The following is a 23633-nucleotide window of genomic DNA, read 5'->3' as shown; positions in this document are numbered from 1 at the left end:
ATATACTATACTCTTGTTTTTGCTATCTTTTTAATAGTAGAAATCACTTTTTCCACATCCTCATCACTCATATTTGCATAGATTGGTAAAGAGAGTACCTGCTGAAATGAACGAAGTGCTACTGGAAAATCATTGACACGCAGTGCATATTTTGATTTATAGTATGTTAAAAGATGCAGAGGAATATAATGTAATCCTGTACCTATTCCCTCCTCACGCAGAGCAACTGCAAAAGAGTCGCGGTTTTTATCTATTTTGATGATATATAAAGAGAAAGAATTCTCTTCGTTAATCATCTGTGGAACAGTAACATGCTCTACACCATCAAGACCTTCTGTATACATCTTTGCAATCTCTTTTTGGCGCTTGATGTTTTCATCTTGTTCTGTAATCTGTGCACGAATATAAGCAGCATTGAGCTCACTTAAAAGGTAATCATTTCCAATATCTACAACATCATAGATATATTCGAGTGCATCCTCATCACGTACCATTGCATGATTTGCAAGCAGTCTTGCACGCTCAATTATCTCATCATCATCTGTTACCAGTATACCACCGTTACAGATGTTTTTCTTCAGATGCGGAGAGAAGTTAAAGCATACTATGTCCGCTCCCGTTGAGCCAATTTTCTTACCCTTATAGGTTGCACCAAGAGCATCACTCGCATCTTCAACAATTTTTACACCATAACTTCTACCCATAGCATAGAGACGTTCCAAGTCCACAGTCACACCACCAAGATGTGTTACTATGACAGCCTTGAGCTTTTTTGAGCTGTTCGCATCGAGATAAGCTTCAAGTTTGTCAAGATTGATATTGTATGTATCTTCTTCAATATCAATAAACACAGGTTCTGCATCAAAATGGCGTACAACTTCAGGAATACTCGGATGTGCATTTACCGAACAGACCACTTTGTCACCCCGCTTTAAATCAAGTGCCAACATCGCTAAATGCAGTGCCGCTGTTCCATGTGAAGTTGCCAGTGCATATGACGCTCCAACATAAGCTGCAAATTCAGCTTCAAGCTCTTCTACCTGCTTGATATCTTCACCATCGAGTGCATCACTCACATTGGAGTGTGCCTCACGTGAGCTTTCATATCTGCTAAATGGTATTGTTATCGTTTTTTTCATACTTTTTCCTTTTTTATAGGGTTATGTCCCGTGGATAATTAAAATCATGTCCCAATGTTCGTGATGTAAGCTTTGCAATCACTGGCATCTTTCGCTTAAAATGGTTACGAAAGATTCTCTGTATAATCATATCTAGCATCTTCGCATCAACCCCTTTTGCAATGACATCCTTACGTGAGAGTCTCTCATCTACATAAAGCTTCATTGCCCCGTCAAGCTGAGCATAAGTGTAGCCCAAATCCGCTTCATCACTCTGACCACTCCATAAATCTGCTGACGGTGGCTTTTTGATAATAGCCTCTGTTACTCCCAGATATCTTGCTAATTCAAAAACTTCACTCTTATAGAGATCTCCTATGGGATTGACGGCCGATGCCAGATCACCATAGAGTGTTCCATACCCCAGCATCAGCTCACTCTTGTTACTCGTACCCAGCACAAGTGCATTTTCACGTGCCGAGATATCAAAAAGTGTCGCCATCCGCATTCGTGCTGAAAAGTTTCCTTTGCGAAGATTGTCTAACTCAGGATGCATCGCTTCATAGGCTTCTAGCATCGGTGCGATGGAGCAGGTAATATTTCTTAGACCAAAGTCATTACACAGAGCATCGGCATCATCCAAAGAACTTTGTGAAGAGTATTGTGATGGCATCTTCACACACAATAAGTCATCTCCAAAGGCTTTTTGTGCCAAAACTGCAACAACTGCAGAATCGAGCCCGCCACTTAAACCGACCACAACTTTTTGAATTCCTGTTTTTTTTACTTCATTTTCTAAAAAACGTACAAGATAGTCAGTTATCTGAGAATATTTACTCATTTTTTCTACAAAACCTTTAAAAATTATTAACAAAATAAATTATATCGAAGTTTTGTAACAAAACTCTATGAAAGTATAGCTTTTATTTTTATTCAATGAGAATTTTCTCTAAAGAGATATAGTTTTTTTTAACATAAATGTAACATATATAAAGTATTATTACAAAAAAGATACAAAGGAGATCTTATAAAGTCACAAAATGTTATCAAAAAATTAAAATTTTCGACCTTTATTCCTCTCATTATTATTACTATTGGTTTTGTATTTTTTATTATCAACTCATACAATAAGCTTACAGAACTGCATACTTTAAAAGCGAATGTCACACATATTACAGAGATATCAAAACTTATCAATCATCTGCAGCAAGAAAGAGGTTTGAGCAGTGGCTATCTTGGAAGCGATGGTGAAAAGTTCAAACAAAAACTTCTTCAAATACGCAAGGCTGTAGATACAGCATTTGAAAATTCTTTGCAGATTTATAGCAAAGATAAAGAAAGTTATCTTGCGAAAAAAAGAATTGTGACACAAATACGCAAAAAGATTGATACTAAAGAGATTGCAACAAGCAATGCATTTGATTTTTTTACAAAAAGAATTAAGCATATACAGTTTATCTATCTTAAAAGTGCCATTCATGTTGATGACACCTTTTTAAACAACAAGCTCCAATGCTACACAAACCTCTCTTTTATGAAAGAGGCTCTTGGACAGATACGAGGTACCTTTAATGGTATTTTGACCCAAAACAAAATTGATAAAGAACTCATTCACAGAGCAATTCATGCAAAAGGGATGTACGATACATCCATGCATCGTTATGAATCTGTAGCCTCCAAAGATTTCTTAGAACTTTTAGACAACGTAAAATCAAGCAGTGATTATCAATACATTGAAACAGTAACAACTGCATACTTTTCACATACTCCTCAAAAGAGTTTGGAAAATCCGGAAGTATGGTTTCAAAAAACGACACATGTTATCAATCAATTCTATCAAATTGAAAAAAAATACCTCTCTAATATTGACATATATATAACACATAAAATCAACAACACTATGATAGAACTTTATATCGATATTTTACTCTTTTTACTTATACTCTTTTTCACCTTTTGGATTAGTTTAAAACTAAAAAATGAGATCATTAAAAATATTCGTCTTTTAAATGAGTATAAAAATGCAGTTGACAGAAGCGGCATCGTATCAAAAACAGATATCACAGGAAAAATCATCTATGCCAATGACAGGTTTTGTTCCATATCCGGATATACAAGAGAAGAGCTTTTAGGAAAGCCACATAACATAGTAAGACATCCTGACATGCCAAAATCCGCATTTAAAAATATGTGGGAAACCATACTGGCTAAAAAACCCTGGTACGGTATTGTAAAAAACAAGAAAAAAAATGGAGGTTCTTATATTGTAGAAGTAACGATAAATCCTATCTTGAACCATGATGGGGAGATTGAGGAGTTCATCGCCATTCGTAACGATATCACCAAAGTGGTAAAACTTCATGAAGATTTAGAACATACTCAAGAAGATCTGATCTATCGAATGGGTGAGATCGGTGAAACACGCTCTCAAGAAACAGGTTTTCATGTGAAAAGAGTTGCAAAATATTCTGAACTGCTCGCTCATTATTATGGTCTCTCTATTCAAGAAATCACCTATCTAAAAACAGCATCCCCTATGCATGATATTGGGAAAGTCGGTATCCCCGACTCAATCTTGAACAAGCCGGGAAAACTGACACAAGAAGAGTGGAGAACGATGAAAACACATGCTAACATTGGCTATGAGCTCTTTAGAGATTCAGACAAACCACTTCTAAAAACAGCTGCTATCATTGCTTATGAGCATCATGAAAAATATGATGGCAGTGGATATCCAAGAGGCTTAAAAGGTGAAAAAATCCATATCTATGGTCGTATCACTGCACTTGCCGATGTCTTTGATGCACTTGGTTCTGATAGATGTTATAAAAAAGCATGGGATGATGAACGCATTTTTAAATTTTTAAAAGAAGAGAGAGGAAAACATTTTGACCCGCAACTCGTCGATATTTTCTTTGAACATCTTGATGAGTTTCTACAAATTCGTGATTATTATAGAGATACGAGCTCTTTTATGCAAGAATAATCCTCCCTTAACACTAATGTAACAATTATTTACTAAAATACAGGTACTTTTTTAAAGGATCTCAATGAAAGCAATCAAAATACTTTTAGCAGGACTGATTATTGCCAGTTCACTTGTTATTCTCAACGCAGATAAGATAATGGAGCTCTTTCAATCAGTTTCACCGCAAGAAGCAACTATTGTTCAAAAAGGTAAGGAATCTTGTCCTGTTTGTGGCATGAATCTTCCAATGTTTTATAAAACGAACCATGCTGCAAATGTTGATGGTAAAGAGAAACAGTACTGTTCACTGCACTGCCTTGTAGATGATAAAGAGCATAACCATGCAGATACGAAAGATATCAAAGTAGTAGATGTGACATCTCTAAAGTTCATCGATGCTACAAAAGCATACTATGTTGTAGGTTCAAAGAAAAAAGGAACTATGAGTATGATAAGTAAATATGCATTTAAAAATCTCGAAGATGCCGCAAAGTTTGCCAAAGAAAACGGTGGAACTGTTATGGACTTTAATGCAGCTTACAATGAAGCAAAAAAAGATTTTTAATTTAACAAACCTCTCTTTTTGCCATCACTTTTAATTCAGAGCAGGAAAATCCTGCTTCTTTACGTGCATCGATATTCAGATCATTTGGCCGTAAAAAACCGCGAGGGTAATATTTTGCAATAATGTCAAAATAGACATCCTCACTTACACTTTCTCTCTCACAGGCATACTTAAACCAGACATCTCCTTTTTTGACATGATCAACCTCTTCATCTAAAATAATCTCCAGGTTCTCTATGATCTTCTCTATCATTTGGCTCTTTGGAAGTTTTTTGAGCTTTTTGAGTATCATCGGTGTTGCATCAAGCCCATTTGCTTCCAAGTAACGTGGAACTACCACCATTCTCTCCAAAAGTGTCTGTGTCTTTTGGCTCGCTTCAAAGAGTGCATCATGGACAGCAACAGCACCATACTGACTGCCAAGCTCATGCAGCAGAGATTCAAGCATGACAAAGTGGCGTATCTCATCCTCTGCAACAGCCAACCAATCTGCATAATACTCACGTGGAAGTCCACCAAACCTGTAAGCTGCATCAAGGGCTAAATCAATTGCCGAGTACTCTATGTGTGCTACAGCATGAAGAAGCTTAACCTGTCCCTCTTCAGTTGTGAGATTCGAGCGTTTTGGCACCTGTTGTGGAGGAACTGTCGTACATATCTCTGCATAGGATGGAGCATCAAATTTTTTTGGAATGAAATCTTCTTCAAAGTGACATTCATTTGCTTGAAATTTCTTATAAAAATCCTCAAAAAGTCTAAACTTCTCTTGTGGATTTTTGGATTGTAAAATTAACTCTAATTCTTTATAAAAACTCATACTGTTATCATGCTATAATTTCACTAAAAAAGAGATGAATATGACGATAAAAGTCCAGCCGATGGGGCCCTATCAGACAAACTGCTACATCGTTACAAAAGATGGCAAAGATATCATCATCGACCCGGGTGTTGATGCCACTTCATGGGTAACAGTAAATGTCACCAATCCCATAGCCATTTTAAACACACACGGACACTTTGACCACGTCTGGAGCAATGCAGAGTTACAGCGTGAGCTTGGTGTCAAACTCTACACACCAAAAGAGGATGATATGCTCCTGCGTCAAAGCAGTTGGATGCCGGATTTTCCACCTTCTACGCCGGATGTTTTGGTTGAAGATGATGCAGAGTTAGACATTGATGGCATCAAAGTCAAATTTCGTCATTTTCCGGGACATACTCCGGGAAGCTCAACAATAGAGATAGATGATGCGATGTTTAGCGGTGATTTTATCTTTGAACGAAGCATTGGACGAACTGATTTTCCCTACTCCAATCCAGAAGATATGAAAAAATCATTAGAGAAATTCCAAAAACTAGACTTTGACAAAACAATCTACCCCGGTCACGGTGGCACAACAACAATAAAACAGGAGCAGCAATATGCTCCATACTGGATAAAACAGCTCTAAAGGAGAGACTATGCAAGATAATTTTAAAGAAAAAGCAAAAAACTGGGATCAAGGTGACATTCGTGTCAATAATGCAAAAGTTATAGCAGATGCAATCCAAAAAAGAGTTCATCTCACGCAGGATATGGAGATAATTGACTTTGGTGTAGGTACCGGTCTGCTTGGATTTGAGATAGCAAAAAAAGTAAAACAGGTTTACGGTGTCGATACATCAATAGGAATGCTTGAGAAGCTCAAAGAGAAAAACTGTGATACGCTGCATATCATTCCAATACAGCAAGATATCATAAAACAACCGCTCAAACAAAAGTTCGATGGACTGGTGAGCTCTATGACACTGCATCATGTAGAAAATCTAGAGGCTTTTTTTAAAACCATACACAATAATCTCAAAGAAGACGGGTTTATAGCCATCGCTGACCTAGAGAGTGAAGATGGCACATTTCATTCGGACAATACCGGAGTACACCACTTTGGCTTCAATGAAAAAGAGTTGCGTGAGATAGTAGAGAAAAGCGGTTTTACAGATGTTGTGATAGAGAACATTAATACGATAAACAAACCACATCGTGATTTTGGAGTCTTTTTACTGACAGCTAAAAAATAGCTCTCTTAGGACTCCTCTTCTACGGGTGTACCACTTTCACTCTCTTCTTTATCTAGAAGTTTCAACTTGAGGACGTGTCTCTCAGTAATAACCGTTTTAAACTCACCTTCAAAGACTTTAATGTCTAAAACAAATGCTTCCACATGAACATTACGCTTGCGTCCCTCTTTATGACGAACACGTGCTACAAAATGAACCTCATCATGAAACTTTACAGGTGAAAGGAATTGGCAATCAGAAGCGACAAGAACGACATTTCGTTCATTTACGGCGAGCATTGCTGCATAATCAGCCGCAGAGAAGATAAACCCTCCGTGAATAAGTCCTATATCATCAGCAACCATCTCAGATAAAGTTGTTAGTCGCAACTCTACACAGCCCTGTTCAAATTTAATAACTTCTCCACACAGATCTTGATTTATTCTCTCATGCGTTTGAATAATAATCTGCTCTTCATCTTCTCGATAATCTTCGAGCTCTAACTCTTCTTCATTTACTTCATTCTCTGCCATTATTTCTTATCCTTAATCAGTCGTACATATACTCTTTGTGGTGCGGGGTAACCCTCAACAGTTTTTGAACTGTCATTAGTGTCTAAAAAATCTTCTAAGGATTGTCCCTCTATCCACTCTGTCTTTCGCTGTTCATCTGCATCCGTCTTAGAAGTTTCTAAAACCTCAAACGCACTAAAACCAGCACGCTTACACCAATTTTCTAATGCTTTTATCGTCGGGACAAAGTAGATATTTGGGATTTTTGAATAACTAGACTCCGGACATAATGCCATCTCTTCATCACCATCAATATAGAAAGTATCTAAGATAACTTCACCCTCTTTGTCAAGTCCTCTGTAGAGAGACTTTAACATTGCTACAGGGTCACTTCTGTGATAAAGTACTCCCAAGCAGAAGATAGTATCAAACTTCTCTTCATAAAATTCCAAATGCTCTACACCCAAGAGCTCATATACAATGTCACTTTTTGCAAAATGATTGATAAAATCAAACTGTGTCTTATACAGTGGCGAAGGGTCAAATCCGACAAGAAGTTTCGGCTCATCTTCCTGCATACGAAACATATAGTAACCATTGTTACACCCTATATCGGCAACACGCTTGTTTTTTAAATCAAAATGCTTGCGTAGCAGATTATATTTTATATTGCTTTTCCATTCGCTGTCTATATATGTCTCACCGATTAAGAACGGTCCTTTTCGCCATGGCATCAACAGTTTTGCAGTATCGTAAATCTTCTTATCATCGAATTCACCACTGATTTTTACAACATCATCATAACTCACTTCACATTGCACATCTTCTAAATTCTCCAAAGCCTCACGCAAGGGTGCAATATTTTTCCAAGTCATCCATTTTTTTCGTTCTTCTCTTAAACTCTTTATATCCATTTTAATCACTGTTATATCTAAATTTTATTATAATTGTACCCAAAAAGGATACTTTTTGAGATTAGAGAAAAAAGCGACCGTTGCATCGAGCAGTGTTGCAGCACTTCTGGTTTTTTTAAAACTTGCAGTTGGAATATTGAGTGGTTCTATTGCCATACTTGCCTCTGCTATAGACAGTTTACTTGATTTGATCGTTTCTCTCTTTAACTATTTTGCCCTGCACAATGCAGAGAAAAACCCTGATGAAAAGTTTCATTTTGGTCGCAGTAAGCTTGAGCCCCTTGCAGCAGTAATAGAGGGAACGATTATCTCCCTTTCAGCACTCTTTATCCTCTATGAGGCGACCTCTAAAATCCTGCACCCTGTTACTATGCGCCATATGAGTGAAGGTATTATGGTCATGATAGCTTCCTTTGTTATAACAGCTCTGCTTGTTCTTTTTTTAAACTATGTTGCTGAAAAAACAAAGAACATGGTTATCAAGGCAGATGCCCTACACTACAAAACTGACCTCTTCTCAAACGGTGCCGTACTCCTAGCCCTGCTTATCATTCACTACACAGGCCAAGAGCTGATTGACCCCATTTTAGGTATTGGAATTGCCATCTATATGATCTATTCTACCCTTCCTATCATCAAAGAGGGTGTGCTGATGCTGCTTGATGTTGCTCTTGATAAAGAAGATGTTGACAAAATCATACAAGTTTTAAAAGAAGAGCCTGAAATTACAAACTATCACTATCTTCGAACACGTGTTTCAGGAAGTCACATCTTTATCTCATTTCATGCAGTTTTCAATAACGAGATATCGCTCTATAATGCTCACACTATCGCAGATAAAGTAGAAGCAAAAATCAAACAGCTTTTTGATGACGATAAAAAAGTACATATATTAGTACATATGGACCCTTATGATGATGCAGAGATAAATGAAGAAGAGGAAGAGTGGTAAAGATACATTATAAATGGTAATATTGATGTAACATAATTTTGCTATAATTTCCTTATGGCTATACAAGATATAAACATTGATGAATTTAGAACATTGTTTGACATGGCAACAGATGTTGCACATGTTGGTTACTGGGAATGGGACATTCAGACAAATGATGTCCTTTGGAGTAGACAAAAAATAGAAATATATGGCGAAGACTCTGAAAATTTTAAACCGGCATTTGAAAAGTTTTTAGCTGTTATTGATGACGAGACAAAAGAGAGAGTCCTCAAAGAGATTGATGATGTTTTGAGTCAAAAGAAAAAATATTATGACCTGCAACATAAAATCAAGCTCAAAAACGGTAAAGTTGCATGGGTACATGAAAAAGCCTTTGTCATCTACTCTGATGAAGGTCAGCCTCTACGCATGATAGGTATCGTTTATGACATTACCGACAAGATTCTTACACTTGAAAAATTAAAAATATCGCAAGAGCATACATCATTTCTCAAATCACATGACCAGCTGACATCACTGCTAAACAAGAACTCACTCTTAAAAAATCTAGAGGCGATGAGTAGTGAGAGTGAAAGATTTTCTATCCTCTTTTTAGATATAGATAATTTTAGAATTATCAACAACACCTATGGACATCTTTTTGGCGATATCGTACTGCAAAAAGTGGGTCATATGCTTCAAAATACAACCTGTAATAACCACTGCTACAGATACAGTGCTGATGAGTTTGTCATTATCGTAAACAGTGAATGTGACCTTCAAAAAACTCTTAAAAATATAAAAACGACATTTTCAAAACCGGTCTCCATTTCAGGTAATCTTTTACGCATCGGTTTTTGTATAGGTATATCATCCTATCCGAAAAATTCCACAGATATTCAAGAGCTCATAAAAGATGCAAATACAGCACTTTTACTTGCAAAAACACAAGGAAAGGAGCAGATACTCTTTTATGAAAGCTATATGAGCGATGAGATCTCAAAACAGCATCTTCTTTTAGAAGCGCTCAAAGACTCCATCAAAGAAGAGCTTTTTCTCCCTTACTATCAGCCAAAAGTAAACTCACTTACAAAAGAGGTCGTCAGTTTCGAATCTTTAGTACGATGGGAGAGTCACGGAAAAGTCATTCCACCAAGTTTTTTTCTGCATCTTGCAAGGGAAAACAACCTTATAAACGAAATCGATCTTATCATGCTCAAAAAATCTTTGGCACAACTAAAAATTTGGCATGAGAATGGGTATAAAATCTCTATCTCTGTAAACTTTACAAACGATGACTTTAACAGTATTGCAATCTATAAAGTACTTCAGGAGTATCAAGAGCATCTTGAATATCTAACGATAGAAGTAACAGAGAGTGAACTGATGAATCTCAGTGATGAGGATTTACAACATCTTAATGAACTCAAAAAACTTGGAGTGAAGCTCTCTTTGGATGACTTTGGTACTGGATACTCATCACTGCAGTACATCCACAAACTGCCACTCGATGAACTAAAAATCGATAAAGCCTTTGTCGATAGAATTCCAGGTTCATCAAAAGATGAAGACCTGGTAAAAATCATCAAGTCAATTGCAGATACATTCAAACTCAGCTGTATTGTAGAGGGTGTAGAAAATGAAGAACAAAAAGAGTTTTTCAAAAAGCTTAACCTCACTACAATTCAAGGATACTTTTACTCAAAACCTCTCACACAAGAAGAAGCTACAAGAGTCTTGGAAAAAGGACTCTAAACTTTTCTTTTTTTAGCCGGATGTTTTCCCATCTGTGCACTAAAGTTTTTATTTGCTATTGCTTCTAAAAAAACAGTTGCATAAGAGCCTTTTGGCAGAGTAAAGCTAATATTTAAGATATCAAAATTGTTTTTATAGTCAAGTTTGATATCAGTTGGGAATATCAATGCTTCTCTGCGTGAGCCCTTGTCATATAAAAACTCATCATCATATTTTTCTTCTATCTCACGTGCCGCATCTCTTGCACGGTAGACATCACGACCACAAAGAAGCCCAGTTGGAATAACCTTATGTGCTTCAAAATCACGCTGAGGCATCTTTTTAGGAGTAAAGAGTTTCCCTTCATCTGACAGATAGACATCACCCTCTAAAAGCAGAAACTTCCCACTGTTTTTCTCACGTGAGAGTAGTACACGCTTACGCAACCATTGGTTAAAGTAAAAAGATTGATAGACAGAGATAAGAAACTTTTTGAGCTTCGCATCTTCTATGTGCAACTCTCCTGCTATCATCTGGCGTGCTTGATTGATGGAGTCTTCATCACGTCCAAAACGCTGATATCCGAAGTAATTTGGCAGTCCATCCTTTGCAAGTTTTCTCGCTCTTTTTTCTATCTGTCCCGCCTCGATGGGTGAAACACCAAAAAGGTTAATACTAAAACGGTTCCCAACTAAATCACCCATACGAATGGAGTACTTGTCCCGTGTAGTCTTTAAAATCTTAATACCGGGATGTTTGAACTTCCCCAGTGCTTTTTCATACTTGGCTTCTATACTTATGTACTGCGTTGTTGTTGCATGCTTGTCTTTAAGTCCCCCGTATCCAATCTTCTCAGCCGGTAGATTCAAAAACTGTGCAAAAGCCGCTATCATATCCCATGTTGTCATCTCAATCTTTTGCACACGTAGAATTATATAATTCCCTTTTTCACTGAACTTTCTCGGATTTTCATCAACGATAAAATCCTCTTTTGTCTGTTCAAACTTGAAGTTTATCTTCTCTCTGTCTTCTAAATATTCTCTTTGCAATTTTTTCCTTATAGTGCTAAACGATGTAGCACTTTGTTTGCTTGTGCTATATCTTTTTTGATTGCCTCTTTGAGTTTCTCAATAGAGTCAAATTTCTCATTGTTTCGTATAAAATTCACAAAACTTATCTCTGCTTTTTTCTCGCATACTACTGCACCATCCAATATATGACTCTCAACTGCAAAGCTTCCGTCAGTGCTCACTCGGTGTCCTATAAAACTCACAGAGGGATGAAAATGTTCTTCATCATCAATACGTGTCAATGTTGCATAAACTCCCTCTTTTGGTAGTAAAAAATCCTCTACTTTGAGATTAATGGTTGCCACAAGCTCACGTGAGCCTATCCCCTGCCCCTCAATTCGCTCACCTATGATACTATAGTTATGTCCCAAAAACTCATTGGCACCTTTTATATCACCAATTTGCAGTTTTGCACGAATCTTATGCGAATGTACCGAGTCATTATTATGTTTTACTTCATCAACCACGACCACTTCTCCATCAAAAAGTTTTTTTAAATCATTAAAAGAGTATTTTCTATCTTTTCCAAAATGAAAATCATACCCCACCACTATTTTTTGAAGTTTTGGAAATTTCTCTTGAAGCAGTTTGATAAAACCCTCTCCATCTAAATGTCGGATATCCTCAAGTTTGAGATACTCTATCTTATGGTCATTGTAATGTTCTCTATACTTCTGGGGTGTTAAATTCGCATAACCTGTCTCGATTACAACGATAACACCATTAGCATCCAGTTCATTAAAAAGTGCCTGATGACCAATATGCATACCGTCAAATCCACCGATTGCAATAGATCTACTATTTTCTAAAGTAATAGCAGTACTCAAGATTTCCATCCTTTCCAGCAAGTTTTGCTGGAGCTTTTTTTACAAGCTCCCATGATTTTAACTTACATGCATCTTCAAAACGTATCATAGCATTACTTACAGCTTTTTTATCTAAGACCACACCATTCTTATCACGTTTTGCCTCACGTCCTACTTCAAACTGTGGTTTAAAGAGTAAAATAATATCTTGGCTTACAAGCCTCTCTACATCATCTAAAATATGCAGCAATGAGATAAAGGCCACATCACTTACGATCAGCTCATATGGCTTATCACTCTCAAACTTGCGAATATCACACCCCTCATAGACCCTCACACGACTATCCTCACGCAAAGAGTGATGCAGTTGGTCATGCCCGACATCAACACAACTCACCTCACCCACTCCACGTTCTAAAAGCACCTGTGTAAATCCACCTGTAGAGGAGCCGATGTCCAAAGCTCTCTTATTTGTGACATCAAGTTCAATCTCATCTAAAAAATAGAGTAGTTTATAGGCCGCACGTGAGACATAGCTTTTATGCTCTGCAATTTCTACTTTACTCTCTTCTTCTACTTTAAATGATGGCTTCTTCACTACTTTACCATCAACACTTACAAGAGCTTCTTTAATAATTTGCTGTGCTTTGTTGCGGCTCTCACACACTCCTTTTTCTACAAGGTAGTTATCAAGACGCATCATTTAACTCCAAATTTTTGTAAAAACTTATTGAACTGATTTGCAAAATGCTCTGCATCTTTTACTCCAAAAGGCTTTGGTCCTTTTGTTACTTCCCCCATCTCACGTATGTTCTCCATCAAGTTACGCATCGCAAGATACTGTTTTATATTGTCTTTACTATAGAGCTCACCACGGTGATCAATCGCATGCGCATTTTCACTGATGACTCTATCAGCGAGTGGAATATCTGCCGTAATGACCAGATCACCTTCTTCTACCATCTCTACGATTTTATGATCCGCTTCATCTGCTCCAGCATCTACAATCATATATGTTATACAATCAGATTTTCCGATATTTATCTTTTTATTTGCAACTACACAGGTAGGGATTTGCAGTTTTTCAATTTGACGTAAAATGATTGCTTTTAAGAGATTTGGAAATGCATCTCCGTCAATATATATTTTCAATGCATTTTCTCTCACGCAAGCATCCCACGCATCTCATCTTCTGTAAGTGTTGCAATCCCAAGACTTACTGCCTTGTCATACTTGCTTCCTGCATCTTCACCATAAATTACGTAGTCTGTCTTTTTACTGACACTCCCACTTACTTTTGCACCCAAAGACTCTAACATCTCTTTTATCTTTGGTCGTGGCTCGCTCATCGTTCCTGTGAGCACAACCCTTTTACCTTTAAAAGGGTTCTCATCTGCTTCTTCTCTTTGCTCTGGTGCAACAGGTTGCAGGATAGCTTCAAGTTTTGTAACGGTTTGTAGATTTACCCGCATAAACTCCAAGTAGCTCTCCGCCATCTCATCACCAATGCCATCAATAGCTATAAGAGCTTCTTTACTTGCCTCTTTATACTCAAGTCCAAAAGTCTCTGCTATCATCTTTGAAGCCACTTCACCGATATGCTCAATACCTAAAGCATTGATAAATCGCCACAACTCAGCACCCTTTACACCTTCTATGGCCTTTAAAAGGTTTTGTGCTTTTTTCTCTTTGAACCCTTCTAATGTTAAGAGCTGTTCCATTGTCAAGCTAAAGAGATCTACTACACTTTGTACAAGTCCAGCATTAAAAAGCTGTTCAACAATTTTAATTCCAAGTCCGTCAATATTAAGACACTGCTTGGAAGCAAAATAGATGATGGAGTTCACTACACGTGCCTCACACTCTAAATTTTGACACTTTATAAGCACCTCTTCTTGCAGCAATTCACTGCCACATACAGGGCACTCTTTTGGTCTCTCAACTTTCACCTCATCACCATTACGCTCCTGCGTGAGGACTTTGACAATTTTTGGAATCACATCCCCACTTCGTAAAATGATGACCTTATCGCCGATGCGAATATCCATACGCTCTATCTCATCAAAGTTATGCAAGGTTGCACGTTCAACGACCACGCCGTCAATGTCCGTAGGTTCTACAATAGCTACAGGTGTAACAACTCCTGTTCGACCAACTTGGAGTATAATATCTTTAAGTGTCGTTATCTTCTCAACAGCCGGAAATTTATAGGCAACTGCCCAGCGAGGTACCTTTACTGTGTAACCCATATCGATTTGCGCTGCAATTTCATTGACTTTTACGACCATACCATCAAGCATCATAGAATAGCTCTCACGCTCCTCTTTCATCTGCTCATAGATAGCCTCTATCTCATCATACCCTTGCGCGAGAGCACGAAGTGGCGGTCTACGAAACCCAAGATTATAGATATATTCCATACGCTCACTTAGCAGTTTTTGTTTTAGGTCATTTACACCAATGCCGTAAGGAAGAAAAACCAAGTTGCGTGAGGCTGTTATCTTTGGATCCAGCTGTCGAAGACTTCCTGCTGCTGCATTACGAGGATTTGCAAAAGGTGGCTCACCCTGTTTGAGACGCTCTTGATTTATCTTTTCAAACTCATCTTTAAAGATAACAACCTCACCACGTATCTCAATTAATCCCTGATACTCAATTGTAAGTGGAATAGAGCGAATGGTTTTAACATTTTGCGTAATAAGTTCACCCTCTACTCCATCACCACGAGTAATTCCCTCACGCAGCTCTCCATTTTCATAGATAAGATTCAGACTTGCTCCATCATACTTTGGTTCACAGTAAAATGTTACATTAGAGTCTAATCTGTAAGTCTTCTCAAGCCACTTCTTCAGTCCTTTAGCATCAAAAATATCTTCTAATGACCACATACGTGAGAGATGTTTGGCTTTTACAAACCCATCACTCACCTCGTCCCCGATTCTTTGTGTTGGAGAGTCCTTTAAAATTGCATCCGGATGTGCCTCTTCATACGCTACTACCTCATGATAAAGCTTGTCATATCCTTCGTCTGTCATAATCGGATTATCCAAGACATAGTAGTGATATGCCCAGAGATTAAGTTTTTCTACTGCTTCTTTATACTCATTAAAATTCATAAATATATTTTACCTTTTTTAAACTTTTGTATGCAACCAATTTCGTTTGGAATAGATATACCAGTAGATGATTCCTTTTATCAAAGTCTCCAAATTCATTATTGCAAAGATTACGATAATTCCATATCCCATTTTATATGCTATATAGGATGGAATAAGTCGAAATATCCAAAGTGATACAAGATTGACTTTGAGTGTTGTTTTTGTTGCCCCTGCCCCACGTAGAGATGCAGAATAGACAAACATAATAGCAAGTGGAATCTGAGCAAGACCTACCAAGATGAGATACTTAGAAGCTACTGCAATTGTAAGTTCATCTTTTGTAAAGAAGTGTACCAGATATTCTGGAAAAAGTATCATAATAAATCCGACACTTCCCATAAACATATAAGCAATACGACCACTAATAATTCCCATATTATAGGCTTTATCTAAATCTTTAGCCCCTATATTTTGACCGACTAGTGCCATTGCCGCTATGGCAAAACCAAAGCCCGGCATAAAAGCAATGCCCTCTACTCGAAGTCCTACTTGATAACCGGCAAGTTCAGCCGTTCCATAGGCAGTAATGATAGAGACAAAGAAAAGAAAACTAAGGCTTGAGACTCCTCTGTCAATGGCTGCGGCATAACCGACTTTCAATACTCGCTTTATGTCTTTAAAACGAATGAGTGGCAGGAAATCAAGTTTAGAATTTGCTTTCTTTTTAATCAGCAGATAATAGGTAAGATTATTAAAACTGTAGGCAATCACTGTTGCAATTGCAGCACCTTCAATACCCATTGCTTCAAATCCAAAGTGTCCAAAGATAAAAACATAATTTAAAAAGGCATTGATTCCCGATGAAACCAGCTTGATATAGAGCGAACTTTTTGTATCGCCTGCGGCTGAGAGTGCATTATAGAGGAGTGTATCTAAAAAGATAACAATAATACCCAAAGAGATGATGCGAAAATAACTCCCACCCTCTTGGACAACTTCAGGAGTTGCGCCCATCCATGCATAAAAATGATAGGCTCCAAAATAACCACTGACAGTGACAACTATACCCAAAGATATAGCAAGCAAAACAAGTGAGAAAAGCAATGCTGAAGCTCTCTTTTTTCGTCTTTGCCCGATAAAACGCGAAATGAGTGTATTTCCACCAACAACAAAAAGTGTCATCAGGACATTGACTATCATCATAAACTGCATACTCATACCAACAGCAGCTAAGGCTGCAACACTGAGTGTTCCTACCATCAACATATCGATAAGAACCTGCAAAATATCTACAAGATGTTTTAGTGCTGCCGGAAAAGCTAAAGAGAGAACTTTTTTTGTATCACGTGAGATCATTTTTGAAAAAATTGTGCTACCTCTTGCATTGTTGCTATAAGTTCTTCTTGTGTTGCAAATTCTAAAACTTTCTTATCTCGCACATTTTCACCCGGTGGTGTATAATCAAAAACAAGAACATAATTTAAAAGCTTTACTTTATCACCGTAAAGCTCATACCACTCCAAGCTCATCTCTGCTACTTCACCCTGCATATCAATAACAACCGCCCCATAGAGGCGTGTTAATTTTTCTAAACTGATTACTTCACCGTTATATTCGTAATTCACTCTTTTTCATCCTCACTCAAACTTTTACTCATTAGCCCATCTTTCATTTTCAAATCTCATCGATTTTCTCTTTTTTTAGTATGAAATTATAATACACTGCACCTATAATAAAGCCAAGGCCCATGAAAAAAGCTATATTTTCAAAACTATAATCAACCGTTGTCAGATATCCAATCATATAAGATGTAAAGGCAGCTGCACTTAAAAAGAGCATATCGTTATAGGCAACGATACGTCCATAGTATTTTTGTTCTATATTTTTCTGTAGAAGTGTATAGCTGTAAGACCAAAGTGTTGTTGTAAAAAAACCGACTATTATGCTTGCAAGTAGTGAAAGATAAAAACTGTGCATTACATATGCCCAAATCCAGATAGCTAAACCCTGTCCTATAAAAACATAGATAAGACGTCTATTATTTATCCACTTTCCTAACACTACAGGACCGATCACTAAACCAACAGCCCGTGCAGAGTGTAGTAGTCCCAAAGCCAAAGATGTGGCAATTATGGAAGCATAGTATTTGTCTACCATTAAAGCTACAAGTGCATCAAAGGCAGTAAGCCCTACAAAAGAGTGAATCAACATTAGATGTAATGCTTTAGGATTTACTTTAAGATAAGAAAATGTATCTTTCATCATAGCAAAGAGATTCTCTTTAATATGCAATATCTCATCTTTAAAATCTAAATTATACAAAAGAAAAAAAGCAAGAACAAACATAAAAGCATCCAATAAAAAAGCGGTCTTTATGCCAAGCCAGTAAACTACAAAGCCACTAATTGCCATACCTAAAGTGTACGAAAGTGACCAGATTATAGAGTGCAGTTCATTCGCTTTTTGCAGCTTATCTCCATGCAAAATTTTTGGTAACAGAGACATCTCTGTTGTAAAATAGAATGAAGCCGCTGCCATCTTTACAAAGATTAAAAAATAGAGCAGATGTAAGTCTGAAAGCTCAATTACAAAGACCAAAGCGGCCGTTGCTATAATCTCGACAAATATCAGAAAAAGCATCAGTTCACGTGCTCGAATCCTATCAATAATCGGTCCAGAAAACGGTGCTTGAATAACACCTGCTAAAAAGTTTAGCATTGCTACAAATGCCACTACTTCAGCTGAAACCTGCAGTTGAATCAAAAGAGTATAAATGGCAACATTAGAGAACCAGGCACCAAAATAAGATATAAGTTGAATAATGGAAAGTCTTCGTAAAACAATCTCAAAAAGTAATAAATCTATATATATTTTCATAGATGCAAGAGTAGCATAAAATAGAGGAAAAAAAAGAAATTTGAAATTTTTTATTTTTTTTCTAAAGTTATTTATTAGCTTGTCGATATTGTCATTAATAATTATATTCTGTAATAGAGGAGTAGGTCATGGATGGCATAGCAAATGTTGCAAGACAGCAACAATCCCAAGTAAGTCCGCAAGAAGCTCAAGGAAGAGTTGCTGAGCAAATGCAGACAACACAACAAGTTGCACAAAGCAGAATGAAAGAAGATAATGTTGTCAAAGAGATGCAAGAAGCTTCTTCAACTTCAAATGAAAAAATCAATTCAAAGAGAGATGTAGAGGATTTAGTAAAAAAACTAAATGAAGCGATGACACCGCTTAATCCTGATATCAAATTTGGTGTCGATCAAAATGACATCTTTTATGTAGCAGCAATTGATGCGAAAACGCATAAAATGATTCGAAGATTTCCGGCAGAACAGGCACAGGACTTCTTACCAAAGATGCAAGAAGTGACAGGGATATTGTTTGATTCAAAGGGGTAAATCTATGCTCAAATGAGCATATACCTACTCCTAACCTTCTCTCATTTACTTGAAATTTTCTTATTTACTCTTTTTAACTACTTTACTATAAGTAAAATCTCACCTATTTTTCGATATAATCGCGGTAATTATTTTACAATCAAAAGGTTTTTTACATGAAAAAAAGTGTTAAAAAAGTAGTATTAGCCTATTCTGGAGGGCTAGATACTAGTGTTATCTTAAAATGGCTCCAAGATGAATACAAATGTGAAGTTGTAACTTTTACAGCAGATTTAGGGCAAGGTGAAGAGTTGGAACCTGCTCGAAAAAAAGCACTTGAACTTGGTATTAAACCTGAAAATATTTTTATTGATGATTTGCGTGAAGAGTTTGTAAAAGATTTTGTTTACCCTATGTTTCGTGCAAACGCAATCTATGAGGGGGAGTATCTTCTAGGTACTTCTATTGCTCGTCCACTTATTGCAAAACGTCAAGCTGAGATTGCAAAGATTACCGGAGCTGATGGTGTAAGCCACGGTGCAACTGGTAAAGGAAACGACCAAGTACGTTTTGAGATGGGTTATCTTTCTCAAGACTCAACACTTACTATCATTGCTCCGTGGCGTGAGTGGGATCTAAACTCACGTGAGAAGCTTTTAGCGTATGCGGCAGATCATGGCATTGCTATCGAGAAAAAAGGAAAGAAATCTCCTTACTCTATGGATGCAAACCTCCTACACATCTCTTATGAAGGTGGAATCTTAGAAGACCCTGCAGCTGAACCTGAAGAGTCTATGTGGTTATGGTCAAACTCTCCAGAGAATGCTCCTGATACTCCAGAGTATATTGAGATTGGCTACAAGAAAGGGGATCCTGTAACACTTAATGGTGAGGAGTTAACTCCTGCTACAATGCTAAAAACGCTCAATGAGCTTGGCGGAAAGCATGGAATCGGACGTGTAGATATTGTTGAAAACCGCTTTGTTGGAATGAAAGCACGTGGTTGTTACGAGACGCCGGGTGGAACTATTATGTTAAAAGCACACCGTGCTATCGAGTCTATCACACTTGACCGTGAGGCTGCACACTTAAAAGATGAAATGATGCCAAGATATGCAAAACTCATCTATAATGGTTTCTGGTTCTCTCCGGAGCGCGAAATGCTTCAAGCTGCTATTGACAAAACACAGGAGTGGGTAGAAGGAACTGTAAGACTAAAACTTTACAAAGGCAATGTAACTGTAGTTGGAAGAAGTTCAGACGTATCTCTCTTTAATGCGGAATACTCAACTTTTGAAGAAGATGAAGTTTATAACCAAAAAGATGCTGAAGGTTTCATCAAACTCAATGCATTACGTTTTATCATTGAAGGTAAAGCAAGAAGAGAAAAAAAATAAAAGGACAAAATATGAGTATAATTAAAATAGATATGAACTCACCTGAATTTCAGGCAGAGTTAGAAAAGACTATCAAGTTTACAGATAAAGTAAATGCTCAGTTTGGTTGGGTATACAACCCGCAAGAGGAAGTAAACGAAGGCGTACAGATGGGTCTTGCTCGTAACAAGATGATGTACAAAAAACGTTTCTGCCCTTGTTTTATGGTTATCGAAGAAGATGGTAAACCAAAATCAGCAGATGATAGAATCTGTCCTTGTAAACCGGCTATCGAGAGAGAAATTCCCCAAAACGGAGTTTGCCATTGTGGAATCTTCTGTACACCAGAATTTGCTGCGAACAAAAGAGTAGAACTTGGAATGGAAGAAGCGGCACATACACACTCACGCGGTCTTACAAAAGAAGAGTGTGAGATGCTTGTGAACAAAGATGAACTTGATGGTGATGAGCTTGTTTCACTTCTCGAAGCACGTGAGATTGGTATGGTTAAATTCACACTTGTTGATGTACGTGAGTATATGGAGTGGCAAATGGGTCATATCAAAGGTGCAGACAAATTAGTACCAACAAGCTCATTTTTCCAAACTTGGGAAGAAGCAAACTTAGCAAAAGATGAAAATATCATTGTTTATTGTCATGTAGGAAGCCGTTCGGCACATGTTGCAAGAATCTTAATGGATAACGGATATAGTAAAATTGGAAACCTGACAAACGGAATCGTTGCATATCCAGGTGAAATAGAAAGATAAAAAATTTAGGATACAAAAATGAAAGTACTTTTAATACAAGATGTAAAAAGTTTAGGAAAAGCTGGTGAAGTCAAAGAAGTAAAACCAGGATATGGCCAAAACTTTTTAATCAAAAAAGGATTTGCAAAACCAGCAACTCCTGAAATCATTGCAGAACATGAAGCGGAACTTAAAAGAAAAGCCGAAGAAGAAGCAGCAGAGATTGCAAGACTAAACGAACTAGCACAAAAACTTGACAAACTAGAGATTATCATCACAAAAAAACTTGGTCAAAACGGTCATCTTTTTGGTGCTGTTACAAAAGATGAGATTGCACATGCACTCCAAGAGCAGCACAGTATTGAGATAGATAAAAAACATATTACAGAAAAAACTGCAATTAAAACTGTAGGTGAGCATGATGTTGACTTGAAACTCGGTCATGGAATTCATGCAACACTTCACGTAGACGTACAAGGCGAGTAATTTTAGATGTTTGATGCTACAACGATATTAGCCTACAAAGGAAAAGACAAAGCCGTCATCGGTGGTGATGGTCAAGTTACTTTTGGCGACAGTGTTTTAAAAGGCAATGCAACAAAAATACGTACACTCTACCACGGTAAAATCTTAGCAGGTTTTGCCGGAAGTACTGCGGATGCCTTTAATCTATTTGATATGTTTGAAGAGTTTTTAGAGAATAAAAAAGGGGATCTTTTAAAGTCCGTTCTTGAGTTCTCTAAAGCTTGGAGAAAAGACAAGGTACTCCGTCGCTTAGAAGCTATGATGATAGTACTCAACCAAGAGCATATTTTTATACTTACAGGAAACGGCGATGTTGTAGAGCCTGAAGATGGAGAGGTTGCTTCCATTGGTAGCGGAGGTAACTTTGCTATCTCAGCTGCACGTGCACTGAAAAAACATGCATCTTTAGATGAAGAAGAGCTTGTAAAAGAATCTCTCCATATCGCTGCAGATCTGTGTATCTATACAAACCATAATATCAAAACTCTCATTTTAGAGGATAAAAACTAATGAATATGACGCCCAAAGAGATAGTTTCTTATCTTGACAAATATGTTATCAGCCAAAAAAATGCTAAAAAAACAATAGCTCTGGCACTTCGTACACGTTACAGACGTATGCAGTTAGATGATGAGATGCGTCAAGAAATAAAACCGAAAAACATCCTTATGATAGGCTCAACAGGTGTTGGTAAAACAGAGATCTCACGCAGACTTGCAAAAATGATGAAAGTCCCTTTTATTAAAGTAGAAGCATCTAAATATACAGAGGTCGGTTTTGTAGGACGTGATGTCGAATCTATGATTCGTGATTTGGTCGTTAACTCTATCTCTATTGTTAAAGCAGAACAAGAGGAAAAAAACCGTGAAAAGATAGAGAACTACATCATCAATCGTATCACGGAAAAACTTGTTCCCCCTCTTCCTGCTGGGGCTAGTGAGAGTAAAAAAGATGATTATCAAAGACTCCTTGAAGCAACAGAAAGACGTGTAGAATCAGGTGAAATGGATGATAAGATTATTGAAATTGAACTAGAGTCAAATATGACCATAGAGTTCAATGATACAAATCTTCCTCCAGAGATGGCTAAAGTTCAGGAGAGTTTTTCAAAAGTTTTCTCTACTCTAAATAAAGAAGAAAATAAAAAAGAGGTGACAGTCAAAGATGCAAAAGTATTACTTCGCCAAGAAGCAAGTGCCAAACTTTTAGATATGAACTCCGTTACTGCCGAAGCACTTCGCCGTGCTGAGAATGGTGGTATAATTTTCCTTGATGAAATAGACAAAATTGCACTCAGTGAAAAATCACAAGCTAGAAATGACCCTTCCAAAGAAGGAGTACAACGTGATCTGCTTCCTATAGTGGAGGGTTCAAGCGTCTCTACAAAATATGGAACGATTAATACGGACCATATCCTCTTTATTGCAGCTGGAGCTTTTCATGTAAGTAAGCCAAGTGACTTAATTCCTGAACTGCAAGGTCGTTTTCCACTCAGAGTTGAACTTGAAGCACTGACAGAAGAGACACTCTATGCCATCCTCACGCAGACTGAAAACTCACTGCTTAAACAGTATGAGGCACTCCTTGGTGTTGAAGGTATGAAGCTTACTTTTGAAGACGAGGCTGTTCGTGCTATCGCAAAACTCTCACACCGTGCGAATGAAACAGCAGAAGATATCGGTGCAAGACGTCTGCATACTGTGTTAGAACGCATACTAGAAGATATCAGTTTTAATGCTGATGAGTACAAAGACCAAGAGTTTGTAGTAACAAAAGAGCTTGTACATGAAAAACTTGATGAAGTTGTCGAAGATGATGACCTCGCTCGCTACATTTTATAA

At 37.4% G+C, this 23633-nt stretch carries 25 protein-coding genes; 12 read left to right on the top strand and 13 right to left on the bottom strand.

Features of this window, described 5'->3' with window-relative positions:
• Positions 1 to 5 precede the first annotated feature (5 nt).
• Complete coding sequence (locus tag MNY27_RS00560) at positions 6 to 1139, bottom strand: DegT/DnrJ/EryC1/StrS aminotransferase family protein (RefSeq protein ID WP_346391737.1); 1134 nt, start codon at positions 1137 to 1139, stop codon at positions 6 to 8.
• Positions 1140 to 1152: 13 nt separating this feature from the next.
• Positions 1153 to 1959, bottom strand: a complete 807-nt coding sequence (locus MNY27_RS00555) for an NAD+ synthase (protein ID WP_346391736.1) — start codon at positions 1957 to 1959, stop codon at positions 1153 to 1155.
• A 144-nt stretch (positions 1960 to 2103) separates the two neighbouring features.
• Between MNY27_RS00555 and MNY27_RS00550 the strand changes: the two genes are divergently transcribed.
• On the top strand, positions 2104 to 4104 hold the full coding sequence (locus MNY27_RS00550) for a nitrate- and nitrite sensing domain-containing protein (protein ID WP_346391771.1): 2001 nt from the start codon (positions 2104 to 2106) through the stop codon (positions 4102 to 4104).
• A 64-nt stretch (positions 4105 to 4168) separates the two neighbouring features.
• A complete protein-coding gene (locus MNY27_RS00545) occupies positions 4169 to 4651 on the top strand; it encodes a nitrous oxide reductase accessory protein NosL (protein WP_152183548.1) in 483 nt (160 codons plus the stop codon).
• 1 nt (position 4652) lies between these two features.
• On the opposite strand, the gene MNY27_RS00540 is transcribed toward MNY27_RS00545, so the two are convergent.
• Complete coding sequence (locus MNY27_RS00540) at positions 4653 to 5468, bottom strand: ferritin-like domain-containing protein (protein WP_152183547.1); 816 nt, start codon at positions 5466 to 5468, stop codon at positions 4653 to 4655.
• A gap of 40 nt (positions 5469 to 5508) precedes the next feature.
• Between MNY27_RS00540 and MNY27_RS00535 the strand changes: the two genes are divergently transcribed.
• Both MNY27_RS00535 and MNY27_RS00530 read left to right on the top strand, forming a co-directional pair.
• Positions 5509 to 6102: an MBL fold metallo-hydrolase gene (locus tag MNY27_RS00535; protein WP_346391735.1), complete on the top strand. Its 594-nt coding sequence runs from the start codon at positions 5509 to 5511 to the stop codon at positions 6100 to 6102.
• Between the two features lie 10 nt (positions 6103 to 6112).
• Positions 6113 to 6709, top strand: coding sequence for a class I SAM-dependent methyltransferase (locus tag MNY27_RS00530; protein WP_346391734.1), 597 nt, complete (start codon positions 6113 to 6115; stop codon positions 6707 to 6709).
• Positions 6710 to 6714: 5 nt separating this feature from the next.
• Here MNY27_RS00530 and MNY27_RS00525 read toward each other — a convergent pair whose 3' ends face one another.
• The gene (locus MNY27_RS00525) at positions 6715 to 7221 is read right to left on the bottom strand and encodes a PaaI family thioesterase (RefSeq protein WP_346391733.1); all 507 of its coding nucleotides are present in this window, start codon (positions 7219 to 7221) and stop codon (positions 6715 to 6717) included.
• On the bottom strand, positions 7221 to 8114 hold the full coding sequence (gene cmoB / locus MNY27_RS00520; RefSeq protein WP_346391732.1) for a tRNA 5-methoxyuridine(34)/uridine 5-oxyacetic acid(34) synthase CmoB: 894 nt from the start codon (positions 8112 to 8114) through the stop codon (positions 7221 to 7223). Before cmoB ends, MNY27_RS00525 begins: the two co-directional genes overlap by 1 nt.
• A 55-nt stretch (positions 8115 to 8169) precedes the next feature.
• Here cmoB and MNY27_RS00515 point away from each other — a divergent pair, with 55 nt between their 5' ends.
• Complete coding sequence (locus tag MNY27_RS00515) at positions 8170 to 9066, top strand: cation diffusion facilitator family transporter (protein ID WP_346391731.1); 897 nt, start codon at positions 8170 to 8172, stop codon at positions 9064 to 9066.
• A 54-nt stretch (positions 9067 to 9120) separates the two neighbouring features.
• A complete protein-coding gene (locus MNY27_RS00510) occupies positions 9121 to 10803 on the top strand; it encodes an EAL domain-containing protein (protein ID WP_346391730.1) in 1683 nt (560 codons plus the stop codon).
• On the opposite strand, the gene MNY27_RS00505 is transcribed toward MNY27_RS00510, so the two are convergent.
• The 8 genes from MNY27_RS00505 to MNY27_RS00470 are packed head-to-tail and all read right to left on the bottom strand — an operon-like array spanning position 10800 to position 18633.
• On the bottom strand, positions 10800 to 11831 hold the full coding sequence (locus tag MNY27_RS00505) for a tRNA pseudouridine(13) synthase TruD (protein WP_346391729.1): 1032 nt from the start codon (positions 11829 to 11831) through the stop codon (positions 10800 to 10802). The two genes, MNY27_RS00510 and MNY27_RS00505, sit on opposite strands and share 4 nt — an antisense overlap.
• 8 nt (positions 11832 to 11839) lie before the next feature.
• The gene (locus tag MNY27_RS00500) at positions 11840 to 12688 is read right to left on the bottom strand and encodes a bifunctional riboflavin kinase/FAD synthetase (protein WP_346391728.1); all 849 of its coding nucleotides are present in this window, start codon (positions 12686 to 12688) and stop codon (positions 11840 to 11842) included.
• Positions 12651 to 13358 (bottom strand): TlyA family RNA methyltransferase, encoded by a 708-nt coding sequence (locus MNY27_RS00495; RefSeq protein ID WP_346391770.1) that lies wholly within the window; start codon positions 13356 to 13358, stop codon positions 12651 to 12653. The genes MNY27_RS00500 and MNY27_RS00495 overlap by 38 nt, the downstream gene beginning before the upstream one ends.
• Positions 13358 to 13810: a YaiI/YqxD family protein gene (locus MNY27_RS00490; protein WP_152183604.1), complete on the bottom strand. Its 453-nt coding sequence runs from the start codon at positions 13808 to 13810 to the stop codon at positions 13358 to 13360. Before MNY27_RS00490 ends, MNY27_RS00495 begins: the two co-directional genes overlap by 1 nt.
• 11 nt (positions 13811 to 13821) lie before the next feature.
• Positions 13822 to 15774, bottom strand: a complete 1953-nt coding sequence (ligA, locus tag MNY27_RS00485; RefSeq protein WP_346391727.1) for an NAD-dependent DNA ligase LigA — start codon at positions 15772 to 15774, stop codon at positions 13822 to 13824.
• An 18-nt stretch (positions 15775 to 15792) separates the two neighbouring features.
• Positions 15793 to 17112, bottom strand: a complete 1320-nt coding sequence (locus MNY27_RS00480) for an MATE family efflux transporter (RefSeq protein ID WP_346391726.1) — start codon at positions 17110 to 17112, stop codon at positions 15793 to 15795.
• The gene (locus MNY27_RS00475; RefSeq protein ID WP_346391725.1) at positions 17109 to 17381 is read right to left on the bottom strand and encodes a hypothetical protein; all 273 of its coding nucleotides are present in this window, start codon (positions 17379 to 17381) and stop codon (positions 17109 to 17111) included. The genes MNY27_RS00480 and MNY27_RS00475 overlap by 4 nt, the downstream gene beginning before the upstream one ends.
• 49 nt (positions 17382 to 17430) lie before the next feature.
• Positions 17431 to 18633, bottom strand: coding sequence for an MFS transporter (locus MNY27_RS00470; RefSeq protein ID WP_346391724.1), 1203 nt, complete (start codon positions 18631 to 18633; stop codon positions 17431 to 17433).
• Between the two features lie 128 nt (positions 18634 to 18761).
• On the opposite strand from MNY27_RS00470, the gene MNY27_RS00465 reads away from it, so the two are divergent.
• From MNY27_RS00465 to hslU, 6 genes are all read left to right on the top strand, one after another.
• Positions 18762 to 19163, top strand: a complete 402-nt coding sequence (locus MNY27_RS00465) for a flagellar protein FlaG (protein WP_152183534.1) — start codon at positions 18762 to 18764, stop codon at positions 19161 to 19163.
• A gap of 155 nt (positions 19164 to 19318) precedes the next feature.
• Positions 19319 to 20539: an argininosuccinate synthase gene (locus MNY27_RS00460; RefSeq protein WP_346391723.1), complete on the top strand. Its 1221-nt coding sequence runs from the start codon at positions 19319 to 19321 to the stop codon at positions 20537 to 20539.
• 11 nt (positions 20540 to 20550) lie between these two features.
• Positions 20551 to 21288 (top strand): ferredoxin-thioredoxin reductase catalytic domain-containing protein, encoded by a 738-nt coding sequence (locus tag MNY27_RS00455; RefSeq protein ID WP_152183532.1) that lies wholly within the window; start codon positions 20551 to 20553, stop codon positions 21286 to 21288.
• A gap of 18 nt (positions 21289 to 21306) precedes the next feature.
• Positions 21307 to 21753 (top strand): 50S ribosomal protein L9, encoded by a 447-nt coding sequence (rplI, locus tag MNY27_RS00450; protein WP_346391722.1) that lies wholly within the window; start codon positions 21307 to 21309, stop codon positions 21751 to 21753.
• Between the two features lie 6 nt (positions 21754 to 21759).
• Positions 21760 to 22302: an ATP-dependent protease subunit HslV gene (gene hslV, locus MNY27_RS00445; protein WP_346391721.1), complete on the top strand. Its 543-nt coding sequence runs from the start codon at positions 21760 to 21762 to the stop codon at positions 22300 to 22302.
• Positions 22302 to 23633 (top strand): HslU--HslV peptidase ATPase subunit, encoded by a 1332-nt coding sequence (gene hslU / locus MNY27_RS00440; protein WP_346391720.1) that lies wholly within the window; start codon positions 22302 to 22304, stop codon positions 23631 to 23633. Before hslV ends, hslU begins: the two co-directional genes overlap by 1 nt.

It is taken from the genome of Sulfurimonas sp. NWX79 (assembly GCF_039667035.1).
Taxonomy (GTDB): Bacteria; Campylobacterota; Campylobacteria; order Campylobacterales; family Sulfurimonadaceae; genus Sulfurimonas; species Sulfurimonas indica.
Note: the sequence above shows the minus strand (reverse complement) of the source record. Positions and strands in the feature narration are given on the sequence as shown.